Raw genomic sequence first — 26,199 nt, forward strand, 5'->3', positions numbered from 1 at the left:
TTATTGTAATCCAGCATTGTGGAGAAATTATGAAGCCATTATGAAAAACTTGTGTTAATTTACTCCAATTCTTTTTTCATGCGCTGATATTCTTCACCGGTGATTTCGCCCTTGGCACAACGTTGTTTTAATATCTTCACCGCGTCTGTTGGTCTTTCGGCCGGATGTCCGCCGCCGAAAACAGCCTTAAACATCCAAATAGCCGCCATGATGACCAGAGCGGCAAATGCCAGGTGAATAATCATCCCGAAGCCTATGCCAAGCCAGCCGAGCGGACCGCTAAATCCATAACCCATCATCATATGTGTGCACCTCCTTCGTGTTGGTTTTATTGTATCCCAACACTGTGGAGATTTTATGGAGAAACTATGCGTTTTTGATGTACATGTAACGGCAGCTTCAAAGTAAAAGTGCTGCCTTGTCCCAATACGCTGGTTGCGTATACCTTGCCACCGTGCGCCAGCGCCATCTGCCTGACTAAGGCCAATCCCAAGCCGGTACCGCCGCTCTGTTTCGCTCTGGCCGGGTCAACCCGATAAAAATAATCAAATATATGCTCTATATCTTCTGCCGCAATCCCAATACCGGTATCAATGACCTCTATTCTAACGGCATTCTCATCCCGTCCTGCCGTTACGGTTATACCGCCTGCCGCCGTATAGCGGATGGCATTCATAATCAGATTGTATACCATCTGCTGCAGCATACCGGCGTCAGCCCATATTTTCGGCATATCTTCGTCAATCTTAAAATTAAGCCCCAAGTTTTTCTCAGCAGCCAACGGACTGCTCTTTTGGATTACCTGACGTAAAATAGTAGGGAGGTCAACCTCGGTGTAATCCGGATTCAACTGTCCGGCCTCCAAAAGCGACAAATCTCTGAGCTCCCCCACCAGTTTGGCCAGCCGGTCTACCTCTTCGGTCAGAGAATTCATTTGTTCCTGGTCTGGAGCAATGACTCCGTCGGCAATGCCCTCCAGGTTTGCTTTCAGGATGGTTAGCGGCGTGCGCAGTTCATGCGCGACGCCGGCCAGGAACCGTTGTCTGAGGACCGTACTGGATTTCAGCTTTGCCGTCATCGCATTAAACGCCGCGGCTAACTGGCCTACCTCATCTCGCCGATCGACAACCACCGCTGCGTCAAGATTGCCTGACGCTACGTCGTTAACGGCCCGGTTCAGGTCAATCACCGGGACAGCAATGCTGCGGGCCAAGTAATAACTCACAACCGCCCCGATTAACAGCATAATACCGGCAGCCGCTAACAACGAATGCTTTAACGAAATCAAAAACTGTCTTTCCGGCACCCCCATCATCGCGGCCATATTGCTGTGATTCATCATCATGCCATGCATGCCGCTCATATATAAATAGGAACTAAAATTCTCCGACACCTGATAATTAACAACCAGCATCAGCCCCAAAACGACAACAACCGTTGTCGCGAAGACCGTAAGCGTCACGCGGGCAAGCAGACTACGCATGCTCTTCACCTGCCAGCTTATACCCCACACCATAGATGGTTTTGATATAATGCGGTTCATCCGGCGAAACACCCAGTTTTTTGCGCAGGTTTTTTATATGCGAATCCACCGTCCGTTCGTAGCCCTCAAAAGCATAGCCCTGTACTTTTTCGATTAACTGGAGCCGGGAAAACACCTGGCCGGGATGGGAAAGAAACAGTTCCAGCACCTTATATTCCGTAGGCGTTAATTCCACCGGAACGCCGGCCACGGTTAAGCTACGGCTGCTTGGGTTGAGCACAATATCCCCAACCTTTAGGACACGTTCCCCTTCCCGGCGGCTAGACGGCTGCAACCGGCGAAAAATAGCCCGCATACGCGCAATCACTTCTTTCGGACTGAACGGTTTAACGACATAATCGTCGGCGCCTAACTCCAGCCCGATAATCCGGTCCGTTTCGGCGTCGCGAGCTGTCAGCATAATGATCGGCACATCACTGGTCCGGCGAATTTCCTTGCACACTCCCCAGCCATCAAGACTGGGAAGCATTACGTCCAGGAGAACAATATCGGGCCCGAGCTGCCGCGCTTTGTCCACTGCTTCCCAACCGTCCTTGGCCGTTATTACCGCATATCCCTCTTTTTCTAAATAGGCCGTCAATACTTTCAGTATTTTTTCGTCATCATCTACTACCAACACTTTCACACATCTCACCCCGAATTTTGTAATGGATCACACAACTTGACAAAGCAATTGCGCCCTGCTAAAAAACAGAGCGCGATAGGTAGCATTAGGCTCATTCATATTGTTATATCCGGAACTGCCGCACGGCATTCTCCAGCGCCAGCGCCATTTGCGCCAGCCGCCGGCTGGATGCGGCCATCTCCTGCATCGATGCCGATTGCTGCTCGGTAGCCGCCGATATCGTCTGTGTCTCGGCGGCGGTATGCTTGCTCACCTGGTCAATATCGCGCATAGCTGCTACTACGTGGCCGCTCTTGGCAGCCATCTCTGCAATGGCGTTTGATATTTCCTGCACCTGATAAGACACTTTTTCTACTAACTCCGCGATTTGAGTAAAGGCCTGCCCGGCGTTATTCACAACCGTCGTGCCCGTCTTAACTTCCCGGGTGCCGTCTTCCATCGCCGCTACAGCCCGGACAGTATCCTGCTGAATTTCGCCGATCATGGCCGCAATTTGTTTGGTCGCCATTTCCGATTGTTCAGCAAGTTTACGCACTTCTTCGGCCACCACGGCAAAACCGCGGCCCTGCTCACCGGCCCGGGCGGCTTCAATCGCGGCATTTAACGCCAACAAATTGGTCTGTCCGGCAATCCCGGTAATCGTATCAACAATTTGCCCAATTTGCTCAGACCGCTCGCCTAATGCAGTCACCACCTGCGCCGAGGTAGCAACCGTGTTTTCAATTTTGGCCATTTGCGCCACCGCCGCCTCTACTGCCTTTTGACCTTGGCGGGCCGTTCCTGCGCTTTTATTCGCCACTTCTACGACAGTATTGGCATTCGCCGACATTTGCTGCATGTTCGCGGCCATTTGTTCAATTGTTTTGGTAGTATCGTCCACCGTTTTCGACTGCTGCACCGTTCCTTCCGCCACTTCCATAATTGAAGTGGCGATTTGGGTAGTGGCCTGAGCGGATTGTTCCGCCCCTTCGGTCAGTGTTTTCGACGCTGCCGCCACTTGCTGGGCGGATCCGGAGACTTGGCGCACTAATCGCCGCAAATTGGCCGCCATACCGTTAAAGGCCTTGGCCAACTGCCCTACTTTATCTTGCGTAATCGTGTTTATATCCGCTCCCGTTAGATCGCCTTTCGCCTTAACATCGCCCACTTTTTGGCGAGCTTGTTGGGTAGCTACCTGTTTTTCAAATTGGTCAATTAAATTATCAGCGTCATCCATACGGCTTTTCGATTCGGCAAGCAGTTTTTCTTGCTGAGGTTTTGACAGTTCCGCCAATAGCACCTGTAGCATAAGCCCCTCAGCCGTCCGGGACTGCGCCCGGGCCATATTCAGCCACTCCACCGAACAGATTGACTTTATACATATTTTCCAGGGATTTTTTCATATGACTGACATAATAATAGCCGGTAAACATCAACACCACTATAACCAAGCCAACTATTTTCTTTGCCGTGCTCCAGTTCCGGAAGAAGCTCACACCATCGCCTCCACAAAAGTCCATAATTAATATTATTGTAACCTTTCCAACAGTCACTGAAAAGACATTCATTGCAATTTTTCGCAAAACTCGGCCGCTCACAACTACTTTATAATAAGCGCTACACCCACAAGAATGGGCTCGCTTTCAGCAACAGTAATAAACTCAAGCCTGGAATCAATATCGCCTTCAGGCGTGTTTCCTCGCTGCCAGGTTGCTGAAAGCCTAATCCTAACATACGGTGCTTGTCCTTGTCCGTTAACAACCATTTGATGAAACAATTGAGGAATACATCCCGTTCCTGTGCCACCTGTATTTTGCAATTCAGCAAATCCTATTACCGCTTCAATATAAAGTTCAGTCTCAATAAGCTCTTCTGGATTGACTCCAGGCGGAACATGAAAGTCAGCACGCACGAGTTCGCGGTCCTTTGCATATACACCAAAAGTTTTATTAATGCCTGCATGGCTGTAGTCTTTCCTGTGCTATTGCTGCCAATAAGGATAGACATATCTTTCAAAGAAATAACGGCTTCTTCCATTCCAAAGGACCGAAAATTAGACACCTTGAGTTTCGTAATTTGCATTTACACACACCCCTAGCTTTTCCGCCACTCTATTCTACTTCCAGAAAATCACAATTCAACCATTCTGTAAATTATGAGTATTTTCTTGATTTACGGGAGTATATCCTGCCTTTTTTATCTTTCAATAACAATATTCGCCGCGCAGTCCGCGGCTCCCTTGCTGCCGGCAGGCCCGTCGCACGGGGCGCGGCGGCGCGGATTTGGCCGCCGTGGGCGGTGCGCTCCCCTGCCAGGCAGACTGTTGCAAACAAAACAGGCTTACGATGTGCGGCCACATGGTTTTTGTGGCTGCTCATGGTAAGCCGTCTATTGCGACCAGTATGTGGAGAAGCTTTATTTCCCTATTAGACAGTTTTGTTCGACAAAAAAACTAGTCCGTATCACACATAGGTGGCACGGACTCACGGACTGACTGTTACATATAGAATTATTGAATTTGGCCTCATGAATATATGCTAAGTTCTCCCTAATCTCGGGGCTTTCTCCATTCATAAGGATGTAGAAATGTATTTTCTCGGTATCACGGCTACGTGACTTTCCTTACCAATGCCTTCTTGGTCTTGGAAACGAAAACCTTGGAATCCCTATTTCATTAGATATTTCTGAGAAAATTTTTAGAATCTCATACCGCGTTGAGTCAAACCATTCTGCAAGTACTCTATCATAAATACAATAAAACTTTCGCCCCCTATGTTCTGTTCCAAGATGAATCTCACCTTTATCTAAAGCAAGGGCATATCTCTCGCGTATGGCACGAAGCAGATCAACAATAACATTCATCCTATTTCTCCATTGCTGATTAGTAAGATACGATTTTCCCTTTGACCTTCGAAGAATAGCCCCATCTCTTGATCGCATCACGCCAGTATTAAAAGCTGTTATTGTATCTTCTATTGCTTTATCAAAATCCTCCATAGAACCTTCCTGTTGAAAAGGATCTTGAAATGCAGGACGATCGAGGCATTGAGCATAGAAACGAATTATTTCGACATCCATATTAGAATTAGCTGCAGCCTCATTAACACCTCTGCATCTATCTTTTATTACAATTTCTCTCTTTAATATCTTATCATAAAAACAAAAACTCCTGTCATATCAATCATAATTTGACAGGAGTCAGCAGCTAGCTAGTCTATGCGACTTAATTTTCCATTTGATACTGGTAACGATTTTTCCTGACTGGTTGCATATTTTTATTCTAATGGGTATAATATAAGAAAAGGACTGACGTGCGCTAACACGCCAGCCCACAGGTTGTCTAACCGGAAAACGGTTAGCCCAAGTTGGAGTTATTTAGAAATAACCGCAGACCTTGAGCAGGAGGCGGTTATTTCTGCTTTATGATGAGCACAACAAGCGTTGCGAATGCAATCATGAGATACATTGCTTCGAATGCCGACACATCCACCACCCCCTTTCTACAAAGGGTGTGGCTAACCGCTGCTCCTAGACAGCCTGTATGTTTAGTATAGCATATTTTCCCAGAAGTAAAAAAGAAAATTCTTGTTCGTGGCTTTGTGTCACTACCATGCCGCCTTCCCAATGAAGGCGGTCTTTTTATTTTTCCTGCCGCGCAGTTCGCGGCTCCCTTGCTGCCGGCAGGCCCGTTCGCACGGGACGCGATGGAGTAGGGATAACTGTATCCTATTGGGATTCGCTTGAGGCTATTGAAAATTGGAAAAATCACCCTCACCACAGGGAGGCTCAAAAATTAGCGGATTTATGGTACAAAACTTTTGCCACTAGAGTGTGCAAAGTTGAAAGGCATGGTCTCTTTAAGCCATAGTGTTGAGTGAATGCCCCCACTTTCTGAAAAGTGGAGCTAACCGACTACCCCGTTTATTTTATTGCGGGTAATGATTTCTCCTGACCGGTTGCATATTTTTATTCCAATGGGTATAATATAAGAAAAGGACTGACGTGCGCTAACACGCCAGCCCCACAGGCTGTCTAACCGGAAAACGGTTAGCCCAAATTCGTGTTATTTAAGAAATAACCGCCGTCTTTGAGCAGGGGCGGTTATTTCTTTCTGGTCGTGACCAATACCATGAGCGTGGCAAATGCGACAGCAAATGTCAATGCTTCGTAAATAGTCATCTTACCACCCCCTTCCTAAAAAGGAAGGGGCTAACCGTCCCCCGAGCAGCCTGTACACTTAGTATAGCATATTTTCCCAGAGGTAAAAAAGGAAATTCTTATTTTTGTCTTGGTTGTAAAACTGTGCCGCCTTCACTGAATGAGGCGGCCTTTTTATTTCCCCGCCGCGCAGTTCGCGGCTCCCTTGCTGCCGGCAGGCCCGTCGCACGGGGCGCGGCGGCACGGGTTTGGCCGCCGTGGCCGGTGCGACGGGCGCGGCCACGGCAGGGAACGAACGGCTTTTATTGCCCGGCCAGGCGAGTGGCGGCAGGTGGCCCGGTGGAGCGGTTCGGTTCTCCACTGCCCCGGCGGCTTCGTACTTTGCTTTTCGTTCCCGGCGGCCGGCAGGATGCCCGGCTGGGTCGGCTGGTGGTGTTTCGGACGGACTTGCCGGAGTGTCCTGCCGGCGCCCCGCGCAGCGTACGGGGCCAGCCGAGGTTCCCCGTCACCCCTGGCAGGCCGGTAGGCGAGTGATAAGGAGCCTTCGGGCCTGTTCCCCTGCCAAGTTGACGAATAGCCGCCCGGCAGGATACGGCTCTAAGCGCCAACGGTGGCCGGACGGGAGCGGATGGGGATAGTGCAGCGGCAGCGGAACGCCGCAAGGAGCGGACGGCCGGCCATAGAGTGGTATCCGTCTTGTTGGCACTGAGCGGAGCAGCCCGAGGACGGCAGGCGGAAGACGCGTCAGCGGCTGCAGCGCCGCCCGCGCCCGTTGCGGAGCGGGCCCACGATTTTACAACAAGCCTAAACCAATTACAGCACAGGCCTGCTCACGGCGCACTCTGTTTGGCCGGCACAAGTTTATGCCCCTTTCTCGTAACCTTTTGGGACGAATTGCTTTTCGGGGCAGTCGTAATCAAAACAAAACTTTCGGCGTTATCTTGGGCTTGACGAACTCGCTTTTCATTCGGGCCTATAATGCGAACATGGACGTACCATAGCGTTTTCGTTTTTGCAGGTCTCGGATTTTTACCAATCCGTCCTCGCCCCAGAGTTTCCGTCGTTTTTGAGCATACCGTGGTTTCAATATCGATCAAGTTACGGTGTTTTGCGCCGGCAAATTCCCGCGCCGCGCTTTCTGCATCTTCTGCACACGCAAACACTTTCTTCTCTAAAACCGCTTTATCAGCCTGCAACCGCTCTTCCTCTTTCTTTAAGCGTTTTTCTATACGCAGTGTATTCTCATTGCTACGGTACACAAATAAGCGAACCGTAAGTGCATGCGTATTTTTTTCAGCATCCACGATCTGGATCGTTTCTTGAAATTCCTGCCCCTCATAACACGCGTGTAAGGCATCGTCTTTTACCTTGCCAATAGGCAGCCAAGCATTCTGGACATACGCCTGTTTCTTAACTTTTTCGGCTAGTTTTTTATAAAAATTATCGGGACAGCGAGAAAGTAAAAAGAGCTGTTTCTCCGGTTGTATAAAAAGCAGCAAATTGGGAAGCCATGACCTGCTTGAGATCCGGTCGATGATCTTTACTGAATCCTTCGGTGATGTCAACGCCATCGTAAGCAGGTGAGTCACATTCGCTATACTCTCCATATAACGCAAGGGATGAAGTATCCGAATGGAGCTTATGAAAAGGAATATCAAAGGCGCTATACCCATTCAGCGCAATTTTACTAAACAAACGACTGCTTCCAGCCGCATATATTTTATCCAATGTGCGAGCCGGAGCATCATCGGTGAAATCGTCGCCGGTAACGCCTGGGCCAAACAAAAAGGCTGTATCCATATGGGCAAAATTATTTTTGATATGATACAACGGAGAGCGAACATCCGCAAAGGTACTGAACACAACACTTAGAGCTAATTGACCAGGACTTAGGTTACACTGTTTTTCATCCCAAGCCGCACTACGGTTGATGGTTTCCACAAAATCAAGTTTTTTTGCATACCGTAACGCCATGGCCATGGCTACAGGAGTCCGTAGTTCTTGTGACTGATTGGTCGCAGCTTCCGGTAACAGCATGTCAAATACCTCCCAAATTTCATCTACGGAAGTATTCGATAAAAATCGCAGGAACCATTTTCTTGGGTAATAATTATTATTTTCTATTAACTTGATCAGCTGGATGCGAAAAAGGAATTTATAAATAAAGTTTACGTTTAAATAATGTATTCAGGTTGCCAATCATAATGATTGACAAATCCGGTTTTGCCATTCCACTTGCCATTCATTATGATTGGCAAATGGGCTTTACCAAGGCCAGGCGCGGCTTATCCACAGGGTTATCAACAGATTTATCCACAATTTTGTTGTGTATTGGCTGCAGTTCATAATACGGCGCCAGCCGGCCGGGGCGGGGCGTATGAACCAGCAGCTCGGCCGCCACCAGTTCGTTCCTGGCCCGCGACAGCGTCGTATAGCTGTAGCCTAAAAAACCTAACAGCGTACTGGCAGCCACAGTCGCCGGCTGGGAGCGGGGCCGGACCGGGCCGTCATTGAAAAAATCGTGGCGGCCTTAAAAGCGGAAGATAAAGACAAAGTTGTCCCTGGTTGACCGGTGGATTCGCAATATGTTGTATCCCGGCGGCAAACGCCGGAAATAGCAAAGGCGGCCGAGTGGCGGCCGCCGATTGGATAGTTACATAGGACAACAAAGATGGTGTGTGAACATGGCGCATGAGGCAAACCGCCTGCGTGCCTCCGGGACCCCGCCATAACAGGGACAAGCCCTGCGGCAATATTACCCGGGGAAATCAGCCAGCAAAGGAGGTGTGTGCATATGGAAAAAGGCACCTATGGCAAAGGCAGCATTTACCGACGTCAGGACGGCCGCTGGGTGGCTGCCGTCTGCAGCCGCGACCCCGTGACAGGGAAATCCATCCGCCGCTATCGCTATGGCAAAACCAAACAGGAAGCACTGCAGAAGAAAATGGAACTGCTCGCTAAAAGCAAAGAACTCCCTGCCACTTTCGGCCTGACTGCCTCTCACAGCTAGGCTGCACCTGTAATTCGTTGCAAACCGCATGCGGTGGCAACGGGTTATACAACAACAGTGTGCAGCTGCCCTTGCCACCGACAATAAACAAAGGTGGTGTGTGCTCATGGCTAAACGGGCCAATGGCGAAGGAACCATTTGCAAACGCAAAGACGGCCTCTGGATGACGGCTGTCATCATCGGCCGCGACCGGCAAACTCATCCGCAAATATTGCTACGGTAAAACCAAAGGAGAAGTACAACAAAAAAAAGACGCCCTACTTGAACAGAGCAAAGGGCCGGTCTATATCGACGCCGACAAAATCACCGTCGGCCAATGGGTGGAAAAATGGCGATCAAACAGCACCAGGAACGCCAAACTGCTGCCCGTCAGGCCAGCGGCCTGCCATGGGAAGATAACGACCTGGTATTCCCCAATCCATTCGGACAAATGCAGGACCCGCGCAGTTGGTCCAAAAAATTCAAACGTATTGCCAAAGCAGCGGGCATTAACATTACCTTTCACAAACTCCGGCATGACCATGCCAGCCGGCTCTCGGAAAACGGCGTCAGCATCAAGGACGCCCAGTACCGGCTAGGCCACAGTACCACGCAAATGCTTCTCACTGTCTACACCCACAGGATATCCGGCGGCCAGGAAAAAATCGCCACATGGCTTAATACATCCTTTCCGGCTGCCCCAACCGATCATGAAACACCACTTCAATGAAAATTTACACAAAGCAATTCGACCGCGTTGTTGTCACGGTTGTTGTCAAATTGCTATGAAAATGACAAAAAAGGCTTTACGAAAACCTCGTAAAACCCTTGATAAACTCATGGCGACCCCGGAGGGATTCGAACCCCCGACCTTTTGATTCGTAGTCAAACGCTCTATCCAGCTGAGCTACGGAGTCGTGTGTTGACTGATTACTTGACTATTATATTATGCAAATCAAATAATGTCAACACATAATGCAATATTTTTTTACACTTTTAATAGCGGCACAGTATTGGCGGCATGGCCCATAACAGTGATAGTATAATCCTCACGCCCCAACTTTTCTTTGGCAATTGCCATAGCTTCTTCAGCGGTGGTCGCTGGAATCATGCCGGCATTTTTAATAAACTCGGCATTTTCGGGTTTGGTTACAATGATTAACGATACTTTCCGGGCAATATCAGAGAGCTTAAGCGCAATAAAACCAGGAACGGTAAACGCCTTGCGCAGCGCCAACTCAAGTTCAAGCATATTCTCATATTTGAACCAGTCGCTAAATTCCGGCGGTTCATAAATATCCCGGCATTCCAGGAAGCAGATGACTACCCCGCCGGTCTTAACCGCCATATAGGCATTGTCAATTGACTTTGATCCCTGATAAAGGTTAATATCTTTCGGAAAGCCTCCGGCTGATGCAATAACCAGATCAGCCTGGGCATCAATAGGGATACCATAGATCTCTTCAACAGCCTTAGTGCCAATTTCCCACGCTTTGAGCCAGTGCCCGGCAAAAAACTTTGCAAACTTACCTTCTGGTGTAAATACGGCATTTAAAAGAAACGCCGGTTTGGCAAAGGCGGTGGCTTCAAGCATATCCTCATGCGCGGGATTGCCTACAAGCTTGCCTGACGCACATTCCGGATTAAGACCTTTGCCTACCTCCGGGTGCAAGGTAAAGCAGTGGTTATCCTGAATGGTTGTATAACCGCTTACTCCCGGTATTATCGATTTACGTCCGCCGCCAAAACCTACCATTAGATGATAGACAATACCGCCTGTTAGAATAACTTTGTCAGCTTGAGCTACTGTCTTATTTAAATAGCATTTTACACCACGGCTGGTAGTTCCGGTGTAGACGAGCTTTTCCGGATCATTGGCATCATGCTGGTGAATTTTGACTCGATGGCATACCGACTCGCCGCAAACAACCTTATCTTCATGCTGAGTATGCGGCCGATGGCTGCCTAACGAAATAACAATATCAATATCGGAGTCGGGCACCCCGGCAGCATTAATTTCGTCTAGCAAGGTCGGAAGAAACTGGTCAAACTTACCCCAGGCCCTGGTAATATCGCTAACAACAATTACCACCTTATCTCCCGGCTTAACAACTTCGGTAAGCGGCGGTGAATCAATCGGATTTCGAAGAGCCGCTTTTACTGCCTCATTGATATCGGTGATAGCCGGCACTGACCGGCCTTCAATTTCGTAAATTACCTTCTCTTCAGGAAGAGCGAGTTTAATTACCGCATCACCAAATCCAAATTCATAAATTTTTTCCGCCAATTTAAATTGCCTCCTTAATGCACCCACTGGCAATATGCCAGTTTTTCTATTTAAGTATTGGAACACCTGCCATGTCGCTGTTTGGCCGCCTTTCGATAGGCATATCAGGTTTGACCATAAGCCATGCTACAACACCGATGACCGCTGAAACAGCAGTAGTCAAAATTGCCGCCTGCCAGCCGTAATTGGTGGCAATCCAGGCCGTACAGATAGGTGCGAGCACCCCGCCGATATTGCCCCAGAAATTCATCCAGCCTGATACCGAACCGGCAAACTTGCCGCCGATATCAATACTGGCTGCCCAAGATGCGCTAAAGGTAAACCCAAGCGACCCGAGCGAAATGGTAAGCCACAAAACATTCATCCAAGGCTCTGTTGCCATCGCGCCTAAATACAACGCCACACAGCAGACAACCAGGCCGCTGGCACCAAACCAGGTGCGGGCGTTATGTTTTGAAACTCCGGCAGCGATCATTTTATCACTGAGATAACCGGCGGCAAAAGTCAAAATACTCAGCAGCGCCCAGGGAAAGGAAGCCGCAATGCCCATTTTTGCCAGTGAAAACTTTTGCGCCTCCATAAGGTACAACGGCAGCCAGGCTAAAAATACATACATAATATAATCGGTAATAAAATACTGAATACCAATGGCCCAGAACTGCGAAGATGTCATGAAGTCCCGCCAAGGAGCAATTTCTTTTTTTTCCTCGCCCTCACACCGCCCGCTGTTAATGTAGGCAAGCTCGTCCGCCGTAACCAGTTTGCTGGTCCGTGGTGACTCATTTGCAAATAAATACCATAATATAGCCAGTACTAAGCCGGCTATGCCAAATATAACAAATACCGACCGCCAGCCAAAGGCCAGCATAAGAGCTACGGTTATGCCGGGGCCAAATACCGGTCCGACAAAAGCACCGCCCAGCATGAAAGATGCGGCAGTGGCTTTTTCACATTTGTTAAACCAACGGTAGATAAAATTGTTAAAAGCCGGAAACACGGGACCTTCACCCAAACCGAACAAGCCGCGCACCACGGCAAAGGTAGTGAAACTCGAACTAGCGGCAGTAAGCGTTGTAAATGCCGACCACCAGGCTACCGCACCGGCAACCACCCGGCGATGGCCAAAGTATTCGCTTAAGATGCCGCCAGGGATCTGCATTAAGGCATACCCTAAAAAAAACATGGTTTGCAGAAAACCAATGTCTATTTTGTTAAAACCAAACTCTTTCATAATATCAGGCGTAGCCACCGACAAATTTACGCGATCCATGTACGAGATAAAAGTAACCAGGAACATCAGCACTGCCAGCCACCAACGAAAATTACGCATACAAAATCACTCCATCACATTTATTACCATTCGCTGTTTATAAATAATTACCTGCCTGGTGTTAATATTTTTGCAATATAAGCACCAACTGTTAAGGCCTCCGGAATTCAGGCCCCGCGAGAAACATGAGACCGTCGGTATATAAAAGCAATATGTGCCTTTGCAAACGGAATTGACCCTTGTCCCAAATATACACCTCCTTGGATATTGATGTGTATATTAAAGCACAGCAGACTATGCTTTTTGTCCGAAAACGAAAATGAGGAATATGTGCAATGTATACACTTTTTTGCATTGGATTAATTATAATCTGTACAAAATCAGCATGTCAACAAGTATTTTTACACGGGTTTTTGCCTACCTTCCTTTTTTATGTCCTTTTTAAGTGAACAAGTGTTTAATAATTTTATATGTTTCAACATTCTTGTATCTGCCAACACTGTCAAATACCGGCTGTTATTGCAGGATTTTTTACCTGAATTTGAGAAATACAAGAAATATAGATATTATTACTACAAGCGTTAGAGGAGGTTGCCTATGTTGCGACTGATTTTTCTTGCCGTATGTTTCCTGACATTTGTTACCCTGCCACTTTCCACTCAGGCCTATATCCCGTTTATCGCGGCAGAACAAATAAATGCCGTTAAAGCTAAAGCCCAAACAGACATTGAAGCCAAAAAAGCCTTGCTCATGTTAACGCGGCAAGCTGACCGGGCTGTAGCCCAGTCTGTCAAAGTTGCCAAAGAATATGGAGGTTTAGCGCAAAATTACGTCTGCCCCGATCATGGTGGACCGCTAATTTATGACGAAAAGCTGGGCATCCACCGCTGTCCGGTGGACAACAAACAATATACCGGGGAAAAAATTGATGCGGCGCAACGGTTTTATGCACATATGAAAAATAGCCGGACAATCAAAGACCTCGGCTTGACTTACGCCCTGACCGGCGAAAAAAAATATGCAAATACCGGTCGCGACATTATGCTGCAATACGCCAAAAATTGGCCTGAGTATAAAAACCCCAACGATCAAAACGGGCATGGCCATCTGTTTTGGCAGGTACTGGATGATGCCCAGTTTGCAGCCAATATTGCCTGGGGCTATAACCTGATTTATCCTGCCCTGACAGATGAAGAAAGAGAAATTATTGAAAAAGAACTCATCTCACCGCTTTATACCATAATCCAAGAGCAGCAAATGGCTAAAATTCACAGCCAACGGGCTTGGGGAAATGCCGGCAGTGCCCTTTTAGGCTTTGCCGTCAATAATCCTGCTTGGTATAAACCGGCTATTGAAGGTCCGTTGGGTTTTAAAGAACAGCTTGATAAAGGCGTGCTCACTACCGGTTTTTGGTTTGAAGACTCCCTTGACACTCACTTCCTTGCTTTGTCTGCTTTGGCGGCCGTAGCCGAGGTTGCCCCGCAATTCGGCTATGATTTGACAGCTATCCCTAAGTTAAAAGCCATGTTTTTAGCGCCTCTGGACCCTCCTCTGCTTTCAAGTTCCTTCTCGCCGCTCAGCAATAGTTCTGTTAGTAATCCGCCAAATTTTCCCGACCTGTACGAACTGGCTTACACTTGGTACAAAGAGCCCCGGTTTGCTACTCATTTATCCACTGTCTATACCAAAACCAAAACTGACCGGTTAAGTTATCGGGCACTCTTTTACGGTACTCCCCTTCCCGTTCCAACCCCAGGCCCAAATCCAGGTCCAAACCCAATTTCATCGATAACAACAATTGCCGACACAGTCCCGGTAAAAATTGAAACTAAATAAACATAAGAATGAATAAGGCTTGTGCCTAGTATCTTGGAAGATGCTAGTACAAGCCTTTACTGTGGCAATATCACTGTGAAAATTGATCCGACCCCGATCTGGCTGTCAACTTTAATTGCCCCGCCATGGACCTCTGCAATCCATTTGGCTATGGACAATCCTAATCCTGCCCGGCCTGATTCTCATGAGCGGGCTTTGTCAACCCGGTAAAATCGAGTAAATATCAGTTCATAATGCTCTATCGGAATACCCCCCCCCGGTATCCTTAACAATTATCTTAATTTCATGGGGATTTTTTGCCGAGGACTCAATTATGGCCTGTACCGTCCCCCCGGCAGGAGTATATTGTATTCCATTATCTCCTTCCCCTTATTCGCATTTATTGCCTGGGACGGGATCATAACCAAGTATAAAACATAATTCTGAAAAAAAGCTGAAACCGTAAACATTTTACACACCTATACGAAATAAAAGACCTTCTGCTCTAAATCAAATTTAAAGCAGAAGGTCTTTTATTCTTCCAAAAACTATCTTCTTGCTATTTAAGATTATATACTGTTGCAGCCGCAATAGCAGCTCCAACACCTGAACCATCCTTGCTAAGTCTGATAACTACCTGACATGCTCTATCGCCAAATATCTCAGCCATAGCTTTAGACAAGTTATCAGCATATCCAGGCATCTTTTCGTACAGCGAACCGTCAACAGCAATGGTATGCCTGCGGGCTAGGCCGGGATCAATATGCATTAACGTCCCTGCCCAAGTAGCGGCAACCAAACGGGCTGAACGCGTAGCCACAAGAATGGCTACCGTCTTAATCGCTGTAAGCGCGCTAATACTTAGCTCGGTTAATCCCCAACGGTCGGTTGCAATCTTTGCTACTGCGGCAAGCTCCGGCGAGTCATCGGCAATAATGACCGAAAGATCTTCAGTAAGTAAAGAATAGGGAATATGTACCCTATCTGAATCCTTGGCCATATCCGCCTCGGTGACAAGTTCCCTCACAATCAGCCGTACAACTTCGCCAAGATACTGGCCGGAAGCCATTTTTTCCAATTTTTGGGCATCAGGTTTTTCACTGGATTGATCCAAGAGTACATCATACTTGGTTTGCGGCACACCATCAAAATTGCCTGATTCCATATTTACGACCATAGGCCGGCTTGTCAGCGGATGGCATAGCTCAAGGTAGCAGCTATTATGGCCAGTGCCGCAAATTGCGGCAATATCGGTAGTAGCATCAATGTAGGCAGCGGCCAGCAATGTACCGGTAGTGTCATTAATGACAGCCTGAGACTTAACATGACCGATTCCTTTGCGCTCCAGCGCGTCCTGAAGCAACCGGCCGACATTATGACCTTCAACCCCCGCGGTTTTGATTTCTTTTGTCCAACTGATCAATACTGCTTCATTTACACCGTACTGTCGGCAAGGAAAAGAAAAAGTATGTCCTAACGGGTAAATATCGCCTGGCGAAACAATTTCAGCAATTTTACTTGCAATAAAATCAAAGAGTTCAGGCCCGGTAGCTGAAGATGAAGTATAATCGTAGCTGCCATATTTATCTTTAAGCGGAAAAGAACGCCGGTCAACAATATTAAACCGGCCAGCTCCGTTAAGTTCGACCAGTAATACCCGTACATTGGTGCCGCCAAAATCAACAGCAACTACTTTCCCCTGTTCCCGTCCCGTAGGGCTGCCAACAAATGACGGCAGCATTTTTAGTGAACTTGGCTGGCCTGTCAGACCGGCCGCCATGGCCGCCTGAAACCTGGCGGCAACATCATGCATCAAACCGGCGGATATTGATAATTGTTCCTCAATAATTGTTAATGCTGTGTGCAACTTGTCCATAACTTCATCCCCCTCCGGCATAAGAAAAGACTCGGCTTGTGCCAAGTCCCTCAGGACGCCGGCAGAAGCCTTAGTCGTTCTTACTTATTATCAAAAAGTGGTTATACTTTCTGATAATGTTAAATAAACCCCCAGCTACCGGAGGCTATTTGTCATAATATTTACTTGGCGTAAAAAGAAACCTTACAGCCCGTACCAGCCGTACATATTGTCGCATCAAGAGCCGCTTGAATTCGGGCCATACCATAAACATAATAATACCAGCTACAGCCATCATTCGAGCATTAGGGGCAGTATAAAACTGATCAGTAACAATAAACCCTACCACTGCAATACCAATAAGATTTACCCATCTCATACTGAACCCTTCTTCCGCTATGCTGTGACTATATTATATGCTTAAGGGAAGAACCGGTATGCCGCAAACAATGATATTTAATATTAGAACAATTCATCCTTCTTCTCAAATAGTAGTACTTGGTAATTTCATTGTCCAACATTTTACTGGCTTCCAAAACTCGAGGATCTGACAACCCATTGGCGGCAACTAATAAATGCATTTGTTCCCGCAAATACTCAATTGTATTAAGCGTTTCGATTATTTCTGACAACAGGCGCACACTCCTCAAAAAACATTCCTTATATCAACAACAAATAACATTATAAACCAGTTTCCCTGTTTTTGGAAGAGAAAAAACGTTAATTTAATAGTTTTTTTACAGTCTAAAAATGTCGTACCTTGATCTACTGTGCGCTAAGCCCATCTGCCCGCCACGATGATTAATTATCTGCTGAATATTATAAAGAAAGCACGGCTTGCGCCGAGCCTTTGGCGAAAGCGGAAGCCGATGTTGCCCTTATCCTGGCAGAGAATTATACTTTCTGTCAGGATAAAAAAAATTCACTTGACTAAACGCTAATAGCCAAGCGAATTTTTTATAAACTTATCTACTTTTCCAGTCCGGAGAAATCCAAAGTGGCAAAATAATCGTCGATTGTTTCGGCCCGGCGAATAAGCTCAACGCTGCCGTCTGATTTCAATAAGAGTTCAGCTGACCGCAGTTTGCCGTTATAGTTAAAACCCATCGCATGCCCGTGCGCACCGGTATCGTGAATAACCAGCACATCGCCGATATCAATCATAGGTAATTTGCGGTTAACGGCAAATTTATCATTATTTTCGCACAGCGATCCGGTAACATCATAGATATAGCCTAACGGCCAATCTTCTTTACCTATTACTGTAATATGATGGTAAGCACCATACAGGGCCGGACGCATAAGGTTGGCCATGCAGGCATCCAGGCCGACATAGTTTTTATAGATTTCCTTTTTGTGCAGCACTGTCGACACAAGATAACCGTACGGACCGGTAATCATTCGGCCGCACTCCATGGCTATTTTCAAAGGTGCAAGGCCATTGGCGACAATCTTAGTTTCATAGGCCTCCTTAATGCCTTTGCTCACAACATTAAGGTCGACCGGCTCCTGCTCAGGCCGGTATGGAATACCGATCCCGCCACCGAAGTTAACAAACTCCACCCTAATGTCAAGAGTACGATGAATCTCGATAATGAGATCAAACATCATGTTGGCTGTCTCAATAAAATAGTTAGGGTCAAGTTCATTGGAAATGACCATAGTGTGAAGGCCAAATCGTTTTACCCCTCTGGCCTTCATGATCCGGTAAGCGTCCAACAGTTGCTTGCGAGTCAGACCATACTTCGACTCTTCCGGATTTCCAATAATGGCATTGCCGCCTTCCCGCAGCGGGCCAGGGTTATAGCGGAACGAAATCATTTCCGGGATACCGGCATGTTTATCTAAATAATCAATGTGACTAATATCGTCAAGATTAATAATCGCGCCAAGTTCCATCGCCTTTTTAAACTCAATTGCCGGCGTATCGTTTGAAGTCAAAATAATCTCTTCGCCCCTCATGCCGGCCTTTTCTGCTAAAATCAATTCAGGCAGTGAACTGCAGTCAGCCCCTAACCCTTCTTCATGCAAGATTTTCAGTATATAAGGGTTAGGAGTAGCCTTTACAGCAAAATACTCCTTAAATTCCGGGGCCCAGGCAAAAGCTTTAATGAGACTGCGGACATTTTGCCTGATAGCTTGTTCGTCATAAATATGAAATGGGGTCGGGTACTTTTTAATAATCTCGGTCAGTTGTTCTTTTGTAAACGGTATTTTTTTCTCAGCCACTTAGTTCGCCACCCTTCAATAAATAAAAATAAGTAAGTAAGTTAAAATGCAAAAAAGCAGTTTGCGCCCAATCCCGCAAACTGCTTAACGACAAAGCAAGACTTTATCAGCTGTGCAAGATAGCGCTCCACCTGTAGCTCACTACAGGTGACAGTCTTACACTTCTTAAATGTAAGACCAGCAAAAGTTTCCGGCCAAAACTTTTACTTCGGCGGCCAACCCCTTTCAGTATTTTCATCGCTGCCAACTCAAATTACCTACTCTTGGTCTGCCGCACCTCTATCGGAAACACTATTTGATTATGTCTATCATACCAGTACACCCCAGGCAGTGTCAATATGCCTGAGGTGAAATCTTCGAAGGCATTATCAGGTTTTTTATTCATCCCGGTAATAAGACCATACACATACCTATTCTTTCTTGTCCCTTAGATCGATAATACGCTTTGCCTTACCTTCCGAGCGTCCGAGAGTTTTCGGCTGTACCAACCGTACATCGGCATCTAGCGCCAAAACTGCTCTAAGCTTATGGCGAATCATGTTCTGTAAACCATCTAATTTACGAAAATCCTCCAATAAGCTTTCATCCGCCAGTTCAACTTTAATTTCCAATTCATCCAGATAGCCTTTCTTGCGAACAATGATATTGTAATGAGGACCAATTTCCCGTATGCTTACTAAAACGCTTTCAATTTGCGACGGAAACACATTTACTCCACGGATTTTAAGCATGTCGTCAGTGCGGCCCTGCACTTTTTTCATGCGTACCAACGTCCGTCCACACTTGCAAGGTTCGGGATTCAGGCTGGTTATATCGCGAGTACGGTAACGCAATAGCGGAAATCCCTCTTTTGTAATGGTAGTAATTACTAATTCCCCAACTTCTCCGTAGGGTAACGGCATACCGGTAGCTGGGTCGATAATTTCCGGATAAAAATGATCTTCGTTAATGTGCATACCTTCTTTACATTCGCATTCTCCGGAAACGCCAGGCCCAATTAATTCGCTCATACCATAGTTTTCGGTGGCACTGATACCCCAGATACGCTCTATTACTTGGCGCATTTCCTCCGAACACCCTTCTGCCCCGAACAATCCCAGCCGCACATTGAGTGAACTGGGTTCAATCCCCATACTTTGGGCAGTTTCGGCAAGATAGAGTGAATAAGACGGCGTGCCTACGAGAATAGTTGTTCCGAAGTCTTGCATAAGCATAATTTGCCGCTCGGTATTGCCGGTTGAGGCTGGTACGATTGTGGCCCCGATCCTTTCCAGGCCATAATGCAAGCCAAAAGCGCCGGTGAACAGACCATAGCCAAAGGCAACCTGCGCAACATCATCTTCCCTTGCCCCTGCGGCGACCGCTATTCGCGCCACCATTTCCGCCCATAAGTCTATATCGCTTTTAGTATAACCGACCACTGTAGGCTTTCCTGTCGTGCCCGAAGAAGCATGTAAGCGTACAATTTTTTTTAGGGGCGAACTAAATAATCCATACGGATAATTATTGCGTATATCATCTTTGGTAGTAAACGGCAGCAGACTAATCTCCCGCAAAGAACAAATATGATTAAGTCCAACACGGGCCTTATCCAGAGCCTGGCGGTAAAAAGGAACATTTTCATACACTCGCTGCACTGTCCGTCGCAGCCTGGTTAGCTGCAGCTCTGCCATTTCTCTCCGGCCCATGCACTCGACTTCTTTATCCCATATCATACATATCCAATCCTTTTCTCACTGTATTTATCAAATTTCAAAGACACCCACTTCTACAAGGGGGCGTTACCGCTTCGGACTTCGGTGGGGGTACAATCCCCCCCCGAAGTCCGAAGTTTAGCGGAAGCTGAATAAGCTCATTACTTCACAACGGCAGCCTGCTGCACCGGCTGGGTTAATAGGCTTGCCACAACAAGTACCAAGGAACTTACCGGCAGGGTGATAACAAGCGGGTCGATATACGTCCAGGGGGCAACAGCCAAAGTGCTTACACCAAATATTTTGGAACATACCCCAAATATGGCAGCTTCCCGTTCATGTACAAACAGAACTACGAGTAGGTAAACTACAGATGCCGTTACCATACTCCAAATTGCCCCCTGGGGAGTAATTTTCGGCCAGTAGAGGGCTGCCGTGTACATTGGCAAAAACGCTGAGGTACACATGCCGAAAAACAGTGCCGTAGCCACGGCTATGACTCCTAGCGGTAGCTGAAAAGCCAGTAAGGTGGTAATAACAAAGCCAAACAGCGTTCCGAGACGGGCTAGCAGCAGCGTCCGTTTATCACTCCTGCCACCTTTGGGATTTAAGTCATAGGAAATTGACGTGGAAATGATATGAAATTGCCCGCTTAAGGTTGACATGCCTGCCGAAAATAAGGTGAATAAGAACAGATATTTTAGCCATTCAGGCATGGCCTGGGTAATAAATAACGGAATTATTTTATCAACGTTAGGAGCCGAGCCACCGGCGGCAGTTGCTGCCAAGGCGATATTACCTGTATGCTCAAAAAAATACACATTTGACAATGCGCCTACAGTATAAGCTACCCCCGGAATACACAGAATGAACAGCGAGCCAACACTTAACCCTTTGTAAATATCTTTCGAACTCCCTACCGTCATAAACCGGACGGCTAACTGTGGCTGAGCCAGCACCCCGATGCCAACACCTAAAATCAAGGTGGAAATAACAAACCACCATAATTCTGAGCCGAAAGCCGGCATGGCTGTCCAGCCTTGATGGCCTTTGGCTGCTAAACTTGCGGGAACAAGGTGTTTAATGGCCTCTAACTTAGCATGAGCGGCGGTAACACCGCCCAGCATAGAATAAGTAAGGATAACTAATATGACCATCCCGGAAAACATAATAATTGCCTGCATGGCATCAGTATAAATAACTCCGCGCAATCCCCCGAAAAATACATAAACAAAGACAATTAATGCAAACACCGTGACTGCTGAAGTATAACTGATATTAAGGGCTTCTTCCATATAGCGCGCCCCGCCGATCATCACGGCTGCGGCGTACAAGGGCATAGTCAAGCTTATCACGGCTGCGGAAAACTTTCTAATAAAAGGTGAATCAAAGCGGGCTCCTAAAAATTCCGGGAAAGTCTTTACCTGGAGCGCATGGGCAATCTGCCTGGTCTTGATACCATAAAAAACAAAAGCAACAAATATCCCCACCACAATATTACACGCTGTAAGCCATAATAAACTCATCCCGTAGACGCCGGCCACACCACCAAAACCCACTATAGCTGATGTTGATATAAACGTAGCCCCGTAAGCCAGAGCCATTAATACCGGATGCACATTTCCCCCGGCAATCATATAATCCTTGGCCGATTTGGTATGCCGAAACCCAAGATACCCAAGGAATACCGTTACCCCCAGATACAACGCCAGCAGTATATAGAGCAATTGATGATCCAAATAGATCTCCTCCTCACCTGTTTATATACCTCTATTCACTTATTTTTTTGCTTTTCCAGGCTGCATAGGCAATACAAAAGACAGTAGAACCAAGACAAAGCAGGTAGGCTAACGCAACCCATGGATCGGTGAGTCCTAACACTTGCAGTCACCTCCTAATAAAACTCAAACTCCCGCCCCTTAATAAGGGACGGGAGTTCTACTTCCCGCGATACCACCCTTGTAGAACTGTTAAGCAAAAATGCCCAACAACTCCTCTCCGCAGGGTACAGGCAAGAAAATTTTTAACCGATACCCCCTTCCAGCTAACGGCGGAAGTCCCGACCACGCCTACCCAATCTTGAACTGCCAAATAATATCCAAGATCTTCAGCTAGCAACTCCGAGGAGTACTTCACGATTCAACCCCAGACCAGGCTCCCACCATCACCCGGTTCTCTGCGCTGCAATTGAATGCTACTTTTCCTCTTCATAGTATTTAGGATAGCTTCATATCAATTTGTAAACAATGTTAATTATTTTCAAACAATCTCAGAAAATTGCTACTTTAGGTATACTATAACAATACATTCATCTTTTGTCAATCCGGTTATTCCAAATTATGTTATATTCTTAAGCAAATTCCTTAATTAAGACCCTGTTGGACAAATTCATAGACACATTTCAGACTTTCAAGCCTCATTCCTTCAAACAACCCGCTACTTGTGCCAAATATCAGTCCACTATCATTACCAGCCACATTAATGATGCCGTGCACTTTTTCCATAAGTTCATTGCGGCTGCGCACCAAACACAATTCACCAGGATCCAAGTTACCCCAAAGACACAATTTATGTCCGTAGTGCTTTTTTATCAAAGCAATATCCATTCCGGCTATAGATTCCAGGCATTGCAGGCCATCAAATCCGGCAGCAACAATATCATCCAGTACGGCCATCAAGTTACCGTCAGAATGAAAGAAAGTAAATAAATTTTCTTTCTTGGCTTGCTCAACGCTTCGGGAAAAAGAAGGAAACAGGAGTTGCCGCAAAATGTTGGGCCGGGCAATTACCCCGTTAGTAAAGGCAATATCGTCTGCAATAATTATTCCATTGACACCATTGGCCGCAAGCCGGTGTATCGTCTCAGCATTTAAGACATCAACCGCAGACACCAGATCAGTCATGTCAGGTGAACTACGCATTAATTTGGACAACATCTGGTTATAACCGAGAGTTTTTGTGCCCCAGCCAATGGGACCGTCCAAAACCGCAAAAATGAAATGACCGGTCCGGGTCCAGGCCTCTAAATCATTGAATACCAAATTGTCCGGCAAAGTCGGTGACCCCCCGCCCGGGTTCATGCCGCAAGGATGCAGGCACATAGCATCCAGTCCCATAGTTTGAATAAAGTACAACCGGTGTTCAAACCCGACAGTTACCTTTCCGCAAAACTCCTGTACAAGGGCATCATTAATTACCAGTTCGGCACAAGGTATCCGGTCAACCGGCAAACGCTGAATCGCATGCATAATCCTACTTTTATGGTCCATGGCGCCCCCCGCAAATAGATTCATAATACAGAAAATTTTAACGCCTTTGCAAACTCCCGTTTAAACTCAGGCAGAACTGCTAATTCTATATGTTCAACCTTTCTGGCAATGGTCTCCGCCCGGCAACGTTCCTTACTGGACAAAAGGGTCATAATAGCGCCTGTTCCGGCGGCGTTTCCCACTTGCGCGAACCGCTCAAGCGGCAAATTCGGTAACATCCCGACGGCTATAGCGCTCTCCAGCCGCAAAAAGGATCCAAAAGCTCCGGCAACAATTACCTTGTCAATATCAGCCTCGTTAATGCCCTGGGTTTTAAGGAGTAAGCTAATGCCGCTGGCGATGGCCGCCTTCGCCAACTGGATTTCACCGATATCTTTTTGCGTAATAACAATATCAACATCAAGCCCGTTATCGTGTTTAGGCACGACTACAAACTCAGCTGGCTTACCACTCTCAGCTCTCACCCTCACATGGTCCGGATTTAGTCTACCGTTCGCTACTATAATCCCGCACCTGATCAGGCCGGCAACTGCATCAATAATACCTGATCCGCAAAAACCTATCGGTTTCTCACCGCCAATTGTTTGCCAGACTACCTCCTGTCCATTGTTCAGCAATTCTACATAACTTATGGCTCCATTTACCGCCCGCATCCCGTGATAAATGTGAGCACCTTCAAACGCCGGGCCTGACGCGCAAGAACAGGAAGTCATACGTCCATTTACAGCTAACACGATTTCTGTGTTGGTACCAATATCAATACCTAAAGTCACAGAGTTGAGCCGGTCTATTCCACTTGCCTGAATCATGGTGACATGATCGCCTCCCACAAAGCCGCCGGCAGGAGGCACTATATACACTTTTGCCTGGCAGCCTAACCGCAAGCCGATAGTGTCCCCTGTTGTCTCAACTGGTGCTGTGGTTACAGGTATGTAAGGGGACATAGCCAACTGTTTAACCGGCAGGCCCAGCAGCAAATGGTGCATTGCCGTATTAGCTGCTATGACAGCTTGACGTACTTGCTCAATGCCAAAATTATGGTGGAGTATTAACATATCAATGAGTTGATTGATACCGTTAACAGCAGCTGCCGCCAAGTGATTGGCGTTTTCCTCACTTTCCATGGCATAGGCAAGTCTGCTCATAACATCTTCGCCATAGGCTATCTGGGGATTTAAAATTCCTTCTGATGCAATAACCTCTCCAGTCTCAAGCTTAACTAGGAATGCCGCAATTTTCGTCGTCCCTAAATCAACAGCCACCCCTAGCGGTTCATAGTCACTACCCGGGGCAGTCACAGCAACTATTTCCTTACCGGAAACAACAACACATACTTTATTTCCATAGTGCGCAGGGTCTGTCCGGCGTAATAAGTTCATATTTACCTGCAAGTCAGTCTGATTGTATTCTTCCTTAAGAAATTTTTCAATTTGCTGCCACAGGGAATGGGGGTAGTGAATCGTCGGGGTTCGTATCCCGGTAACAAGATACCTCTCCAAACACCAATCGGGAGCAACATTCGCTTGACAACCTTCCACTTTTAACTGTTGTCGCCCAACAAGCGAAGCTACCGGTATCTCCAGTTTGCACGGTCCGGCAACTTTTGCCTGGCACGCAAGCCGATAGCCATGTTCGATTTGTTCCTTGGTCAGCCCCCTTTCTTCGGTAAGAGTAAGCGGCGACAGTTTACCGTGTACAAGCCGTACCAGGCAACGGGCACACAGCCCTTTTCCACCGCACGGAGCACCGATACCATGTTCGAATAATTCTAAACCTTGAGCCGCCTGCATGACCGTCTGTCCCAGAGATGCATACAACCGCTTGCCGATAGGTTCAAAATCAATGACTACCTTGGGGCCAGCGCCCTGTTCCACTCCAAACATATATCCACACCCCGCCGCGCATCGTCGATCCAGGCGTCAGCGCCTGTGTACTCTCTGACTTTTTCGTTCACAAGTCCGCCAATTAGGATTTTTATTTTAGATTCACGGTCAATCAGCCTCACCAGTTGTATGGTCCGCTTTAATGCTTCAAAACCGGGCGAAAGCAACGTACAAAGGCACAATATCCGGGCGCCGGACTCGGTCAAAGCCAATACAAATTTATCAGGAGAAACATCAACACCAAGGTCGTAGACTTCGAATCCGTAGCACCGCACCAGCGAAATAGCTAAATTCTTGCCAATATCGTGGATATCGCCTTCCACTGTGCCACATACGATTTTCCCGATCACCGGGCGGCGTTCGGTAGGTTGCAGTATTGGATTTAAAATATTCATAACCTGGGAAAAGATCTCGGATGATAGAATCAAATCACCTAAAAAATAATCCCCTCGCGAATAACGGTCGCCCACTTCAACCAGCCCGGCGCGGCATTCCTCCACAATATCCAGCGGTGGAACGCCAGCCGCCAGTGCGTTGTTAACCAATTCGATAGCCAACGGTTCATTGAGCTCTTTAATGGCGTCTGCTAAACGTGATATCACC

30 protein-coding genes, 1 tRNA gene, 1 riboswitch and 1 other annotated feature are annotated in these 26,199 nt (G+C 47.1%); of the genes, 5 read left to right on the plus strand and 26 right to left on the minus strand.

What is annotated here, in order from left to right; all coding sequences use genetic code 11:
* Positions 1-59: 59 nt before the first annotated feature.
* The 8 genes from SCACP_RS14550 to SCACP_RS14585 form a co-directional block, all read right to left on the minus strand.
* A complete protein-coding gene (locus SCACP_RS14550) occupies positions 60-302 on the minus strand; it encodes an SHOCT domain-containing protein (protein ID WP_425058210.1) in 243 nt (80 codons plus the stop codon).
* A gap of 53 nt (positions 303-355) precedes the next feature.
* Positions 356-1,483 carry a sensor histidine kinase gene (locus SCACP_RS14555; protein ID WP_425058211.1) on the minus strand — a complete coding sequence of 376 codons (1,128 nt, stop codon included), beginning with the start codon at positions 1,481-1,483 and terminating at the stop codon, positions 356-358.
* Complete coding sequence (locus SCACP_RS14560; protein WP_425058213.1) at positions 1,476-2,168, minus strand: response regulator transcription factor; 693 nt, start codon at positions 2,166-2,168, stop codon at positions 1,476-1,478. Before SCACP_RS14560 ends, SCACP_RS14555 begins: the two co-directional genes overlap by 8 nt.
* A gap of 103 nt (positions 2,169-2,271) precedes the next feature.
* Positions 2,272-3,492 (minus strand): methyl-accepting chemotaxis protein, encoded by a 1,221-nt coding sequence (locus SCACP_RS14565; RefSeq protein WP_425058214.1) that lies wholly within the window; start codon positions 3,490-3,492, stop codon positions 2,272-2,274.
* Positions 3,464-3,643, minus strand: a complete 180-nt coding sequence (locus SCACP_RS14570; RefSeq protein WP_425058215.1) for a hypothetical protein — start codon at positions 3,641-3,643, stop codon at positions 3,464-3,466. The genes SCACP_RS14565 and SCACP_RS14570 overlap by 29 nt, the downstream gene beginning before the upstream one ends.
* Positions 3,644-3,747: 104 nt before the next feature.
* Positions 3,748-4,059: a hypothetical protein gene (locus SCACP_RS14575; RefSeq protein WP_425061472.1), complete on the minus strand. Its 312-nt coding sequence runs from the start codon at positions 4,057-4,059 to the stop codon at positions 3,748-3,750.
* The gene (locus tag SCACP_RS14580) at positions 3,981-4,229 is read right to left on the minus strand and encodes an AAA family ATPase (protein ID WP_425058216.1); all 249 of its coding nucleotides are present in this window, start codon (positions 4,227-4,229) and stop codon (positions 3,981-3,983) included. Before SCACP_RS14580 ends, SCACP_RS14575 begins: the two co-directional genes overlap by 79 nt.
* A 540-nt stretch (positions 4,230-4,769) precedes the next feature.
* A complete protein-coding gene (locus SCACP_RS14585) occupies positions 4,770-5,225 on the minus strand; it encodes an HNH endonuclease (protein WP_425058217.1) in 456 nt (151 codons plus the stop codon).
* 637 nt (positions 5,226-5,862) lie between these two features.
* On the opposite strand from SCACP_RS14585, the gene SCACP_RS14590 reads away from it, so the two are divergent.
* Entirely contained in the window at positions 5,863-6,015 is a 153-nt protein-coding gene (locus SCACP_RS14590; RefSeq protein WP_425061418.1) for an antibiotic biosynthesis monooxygenase family protein, read from the plus strand.
* A 592-nt stretch (positions 6,016-6,607) separates the two neighbouring features.
* On the opposite strand, the gene SCACP_RS14595 is transcribed toward SCACP_RS14590, so the two are convergent.
* The 4 genes from SCACP_RS14595 to SCACP_RS14610 all read right to left on the minus strand — a co-directional run bounded on the left by SCACP_RS14595 (position 6,608) and on the right by SCACP_RS14610 (position 8,778).
* A complete protein-coding gene (locus tag SCACP_RS14595) occupies positions 6,608-6,967 on the minus strand; it encodes a hypothetical protein (protein WP_425058218.1) in 360 nt (119 codons plus the stop codon).
* A gap of 168 nt (positions 6,968-7,135) precedes the next feature.
* On the minus strand, positions 7,136-7,804 hold the full coding sequence (locus tag SCACP_RS14600; protein ID WP_425058219.1) for a hypothetical protein: 669 nt from the start codon (positions 7,802-7,804) through the stop codon (positions 7,136-7,138).
* The gene (locus SCACP_RS14605) at positions 7,746-8,342 is read right to left on the minus strand and encodes a DUF4277 domain-containing protein (protein ID WP_425058220.1); all 597 of its coding nucleotides are present in this window, start codon (positions 8,340-8,342) and stop codon (positions 7,746-7,748) included. The genes SCACP_RS14600 and SCACP_RS14605 overlap by 59 nt, the downstream gene beginning before the upstream one ends.
* Before the next feature lie 208 nt (positions 8,343-8,550).
* A complete protein-coding gene (locus SCACP_RS14610) occupies positions 8,551-8,778 on the minus strand; it encodes a hypothetical protein (RefSeq protein ID WP_425058221.1) in 228 nt (75 codons plus the stop codon).
* A 321-nt stretch (positions 8,779-9,099) separates the two neighbouring features.
* Here SCACP_RS14610 and SCACP_RS14615 point away from each other — a divergent pair, with 321 nt between their 5' ends.
* The 3 genes from SCACP_RS14615 (at position 9,100) to SCACP_RS14625 (ending at position 10,024) form a co-directional block, all read left to right on the plus strand.
* Entirely contained in the window at positions 9,100-9,315 is a 216-nt protein-coding gene (locus tag SCACP_RS14615; protein ID WP_425058222.1) for a hypothetical protein, read from the plus strand.
* 28 nt (positions 9,316-9,343) lie between these two features.
* Positions 9,344-9,538 (plus strand): hypothetical protein, encoded by a 195-nt coding sequence (locus tag SCACP_RS14620; RefSeq protein WP_425058223.1) that lies wholly within the window; start codon positions 9,344-9,346, stop codon positions 9,536-9,538.
* Between the two features lie 93 nt (positions 9,539-9,631).
* Entirely contained in the window at positions 9,632-10,024 is a 393-nt protein-coding gene (locus tag SCACP_RS14625; RefSeq protein WP_425058224.1) for a tyrosine-type recombinase/integrase, read from the plus strand.
* Positions 10,025-10,134: 110 nt separating this feature from the next.
* Here SCACP_RS14625 and SCACP_RS14630 read toward each other — a convergent pair.
* From SCACP_RS14630 to SCACP_RS14640, 3 genes are all read right to left on the minus strand, one after another.
* Positions 10,135-10,211: transfer RNA gene (locus SCACP_RS14630), tRNA-Arg, on the minus strand.
* Between the two features lie 71 nt (positions 10,212-10,282).
* On the minus strand, positions 10,283-11,581 hold the full coding sequence (gene larA, locus SCACP_RS14635) for a nickel-dependent lactate racemase (RefSeq protein ID WP_425058225.1): 1,299 nt from the start codon (positions 11,579-11,581) through the stop codon (positions 10,283-10,285).
* A 46-nt stretch (positions 11,582-11,627) separates the two neighbouring features.
* On the minus strand, positions 11,628-12,911 hold the full coding sequence (locus tag SCACP_RS14640; protein WP_425058226.1) for an MFS transporter: 1,284 nt from the start codon (positions 12,909-12,911) through the stop codon (positions 11,628-11,630).
* 537 nt (positions 12,912-13,448) lie between these two features.
* Between SCACP_RS14640 and SCACP_RS14645 the strand changes: the two genes are divergently transcribed.
* The gene (locus tag SCACP_RS14645; RefSeq protein ID WP_425058227.1) at positions 13,449-14,687 is read left to right on the plus strand and encodes an alginate lyase family protein; all 1,239 of its coding nucleotides are present in this window, start codon (positions 13,449-13,451) and stop codon (positions 14,685-14,687) included.
* Between the two features lie 56 nt (positions 14,688-14,743).
* Here the strand turns inward: SCACP_RS14645 and SCACP_RS14650 are convergent, their stop codons facing one another.
* From SCACP_RS14650 to SCACP_RS14700, 11 genes are all read right to left on the minus strand, one after another.
* The gene (locus tag SCACP_RS14650; protein ID WP_425058228.1) at positions 14,744-14,845 is read right to left on the minus strand and encodes a hypothetical protein; all 102 of its coding nucleotides are present in this window, start codon (positions 14,843-14,845) and stop codon (positions 14,744-14,746) included.
* Positions 14,846-15,225: 380 nt separating this feature from the next.
* Complete coding sequence (locus tag SCACP_RS14655; protein WP_425058229.1) at positions 15,226-16,542, minus strand: hexokinase family protein; 1,317 nt, start codon at positions 16,540-16,542, stop codon at positions 15,226-15,228.
* Between the two features lie 145 nt (positions 16,543-16,687).
* Positions 16,688-16,900, minus strand: coding sequence for a hypothetical protein (locus tag SCACP_RS14660; RefSeq protein WP_425058230.1), 213 nt, complete (start codon positions 16,898-16,900; stop codon positions 16,688-16,690).
* Positions 16,901-16,928: 28 nt separating this feature from the next.
* Complete coding sequence (locus SCACP_RS14665; RefSeq protein WP_425058231.1) at positions 16,929-17,153, minus strand: aspartyl-phosphate phosphatase Spo0E family protein; 225 nt, start codon at positions 17,151-17,153, stop codon at positions 16,929-16,931.
* A gap of 337 nt (positions 17,154-17,490) precedes the next feature.
* The gene (locus SCACP_RS14670) at positions 17,491-18,750 is read right to left on the minus strand and encodes a diaminopimelate decarboxylase family protein (protein ID WP_425058232.1); all 1,260 of its coding nucleotides are present in this window, start codon (positions 18,748-18,750) and stop codon (positions 17,491-17,493) included.
* Positions 18,751-18,862: 112 nt separating this feature from the next.
* A riboswitch (Lysine riboswitch) is annotated at positions 18,863-19,040 on the minus strand.
* A 120-nt stretch (positions 19,041-19,160) separates the two neighbouring features.
* Positions 19,161-20,465 (minus strand): phenylacetate--CoA ligase family protein, encoded by a 1,305-nt coding sequence (locus SCACP_RS14675; protein WP_425058233.1) that lies wholly within the window; start codon positions 20,463-20,465, stop codon positions 19,161-19,163.
* A 140-nt stretch (positions 20,466-20,605) separates the two neighbouring features.
* Entirely contained in the window at positions 20,606-22,183 is a 1,578-nt protein-coding gene (locus tag SCACP_RS14680) for a sodium:solute symporter family protein (protein WP_425058234.1), read from the minus strand.
* Positions 22,184-22,214: 31 nt separating this feature from the next.
* Positions 22,215-22,325 carry a symporter small accessory protein gene (locus SCACP_RS14685; protein ID WP_425058235.1) on the minus strand — a complete coding sequence of 37 codons (111 nt, stop codon included), beginning with the start codon at positions 22,323-22,325 and terminating at the stop codon, positions 22,215-22,217.
* A 41-nt stretch (positions 22,326-22,366) separates the two neighbouring features.
* Positions 22,367-22,664: a binding site (T-box leader), on the minus strand.
* A gap of 143 nt (positions 22,665-22,807) precedes the next feature.
* Positions 22,808-23,713, minus strand: coding sequence for a uroporphyrinogen decarboxylase family protein (locus tag SCACP_RS14690; RefSeq protein ID WP_425058236.1), 906 nt, complete (start codon positions 23,711-23,713; stop codon positions 22,808-22,810).
* 20 nt (positions 23,714-23,733) lie between these two features.
* Positions 23,734-25,596: an ASKHA domain-containing protein gene (locus SCACP_RS14695; protein WP_425058237.1), complete on the minus strand. Its 1,863-nt coding sequence runs from the start codon at positions 25,594-25,596 to the stop codon at positions 23,734-23,736.
* Complete coding sequence (locus SCACP_RS14700; RefSeq protein WP_425058238.1) at positions 25,560-26,198, minus strand: cobalamin B12-binding domain-containing protein; 639 nt, start codon at positions 26,196-26,198, stop codon at positions 25,560-25,562. The genes SCACP_RS14695 and SCACP_RS14700 overlap by 37 nt, the downstream gene beginning before the upstream one ends.
* Between the last annotated feature and the right edge of the window lies 1 nt (position 26,199).

Source organism: Sporomusaceae bacterium ACPt, from assembly GCA_041428575.1.
Taxonomy (GTDB): Bacteria; Bacillota; Negativicutes; order Sporomusales; family Sporomusaceae; genus Sporomusa_D; species Sporomusa_D carbonis.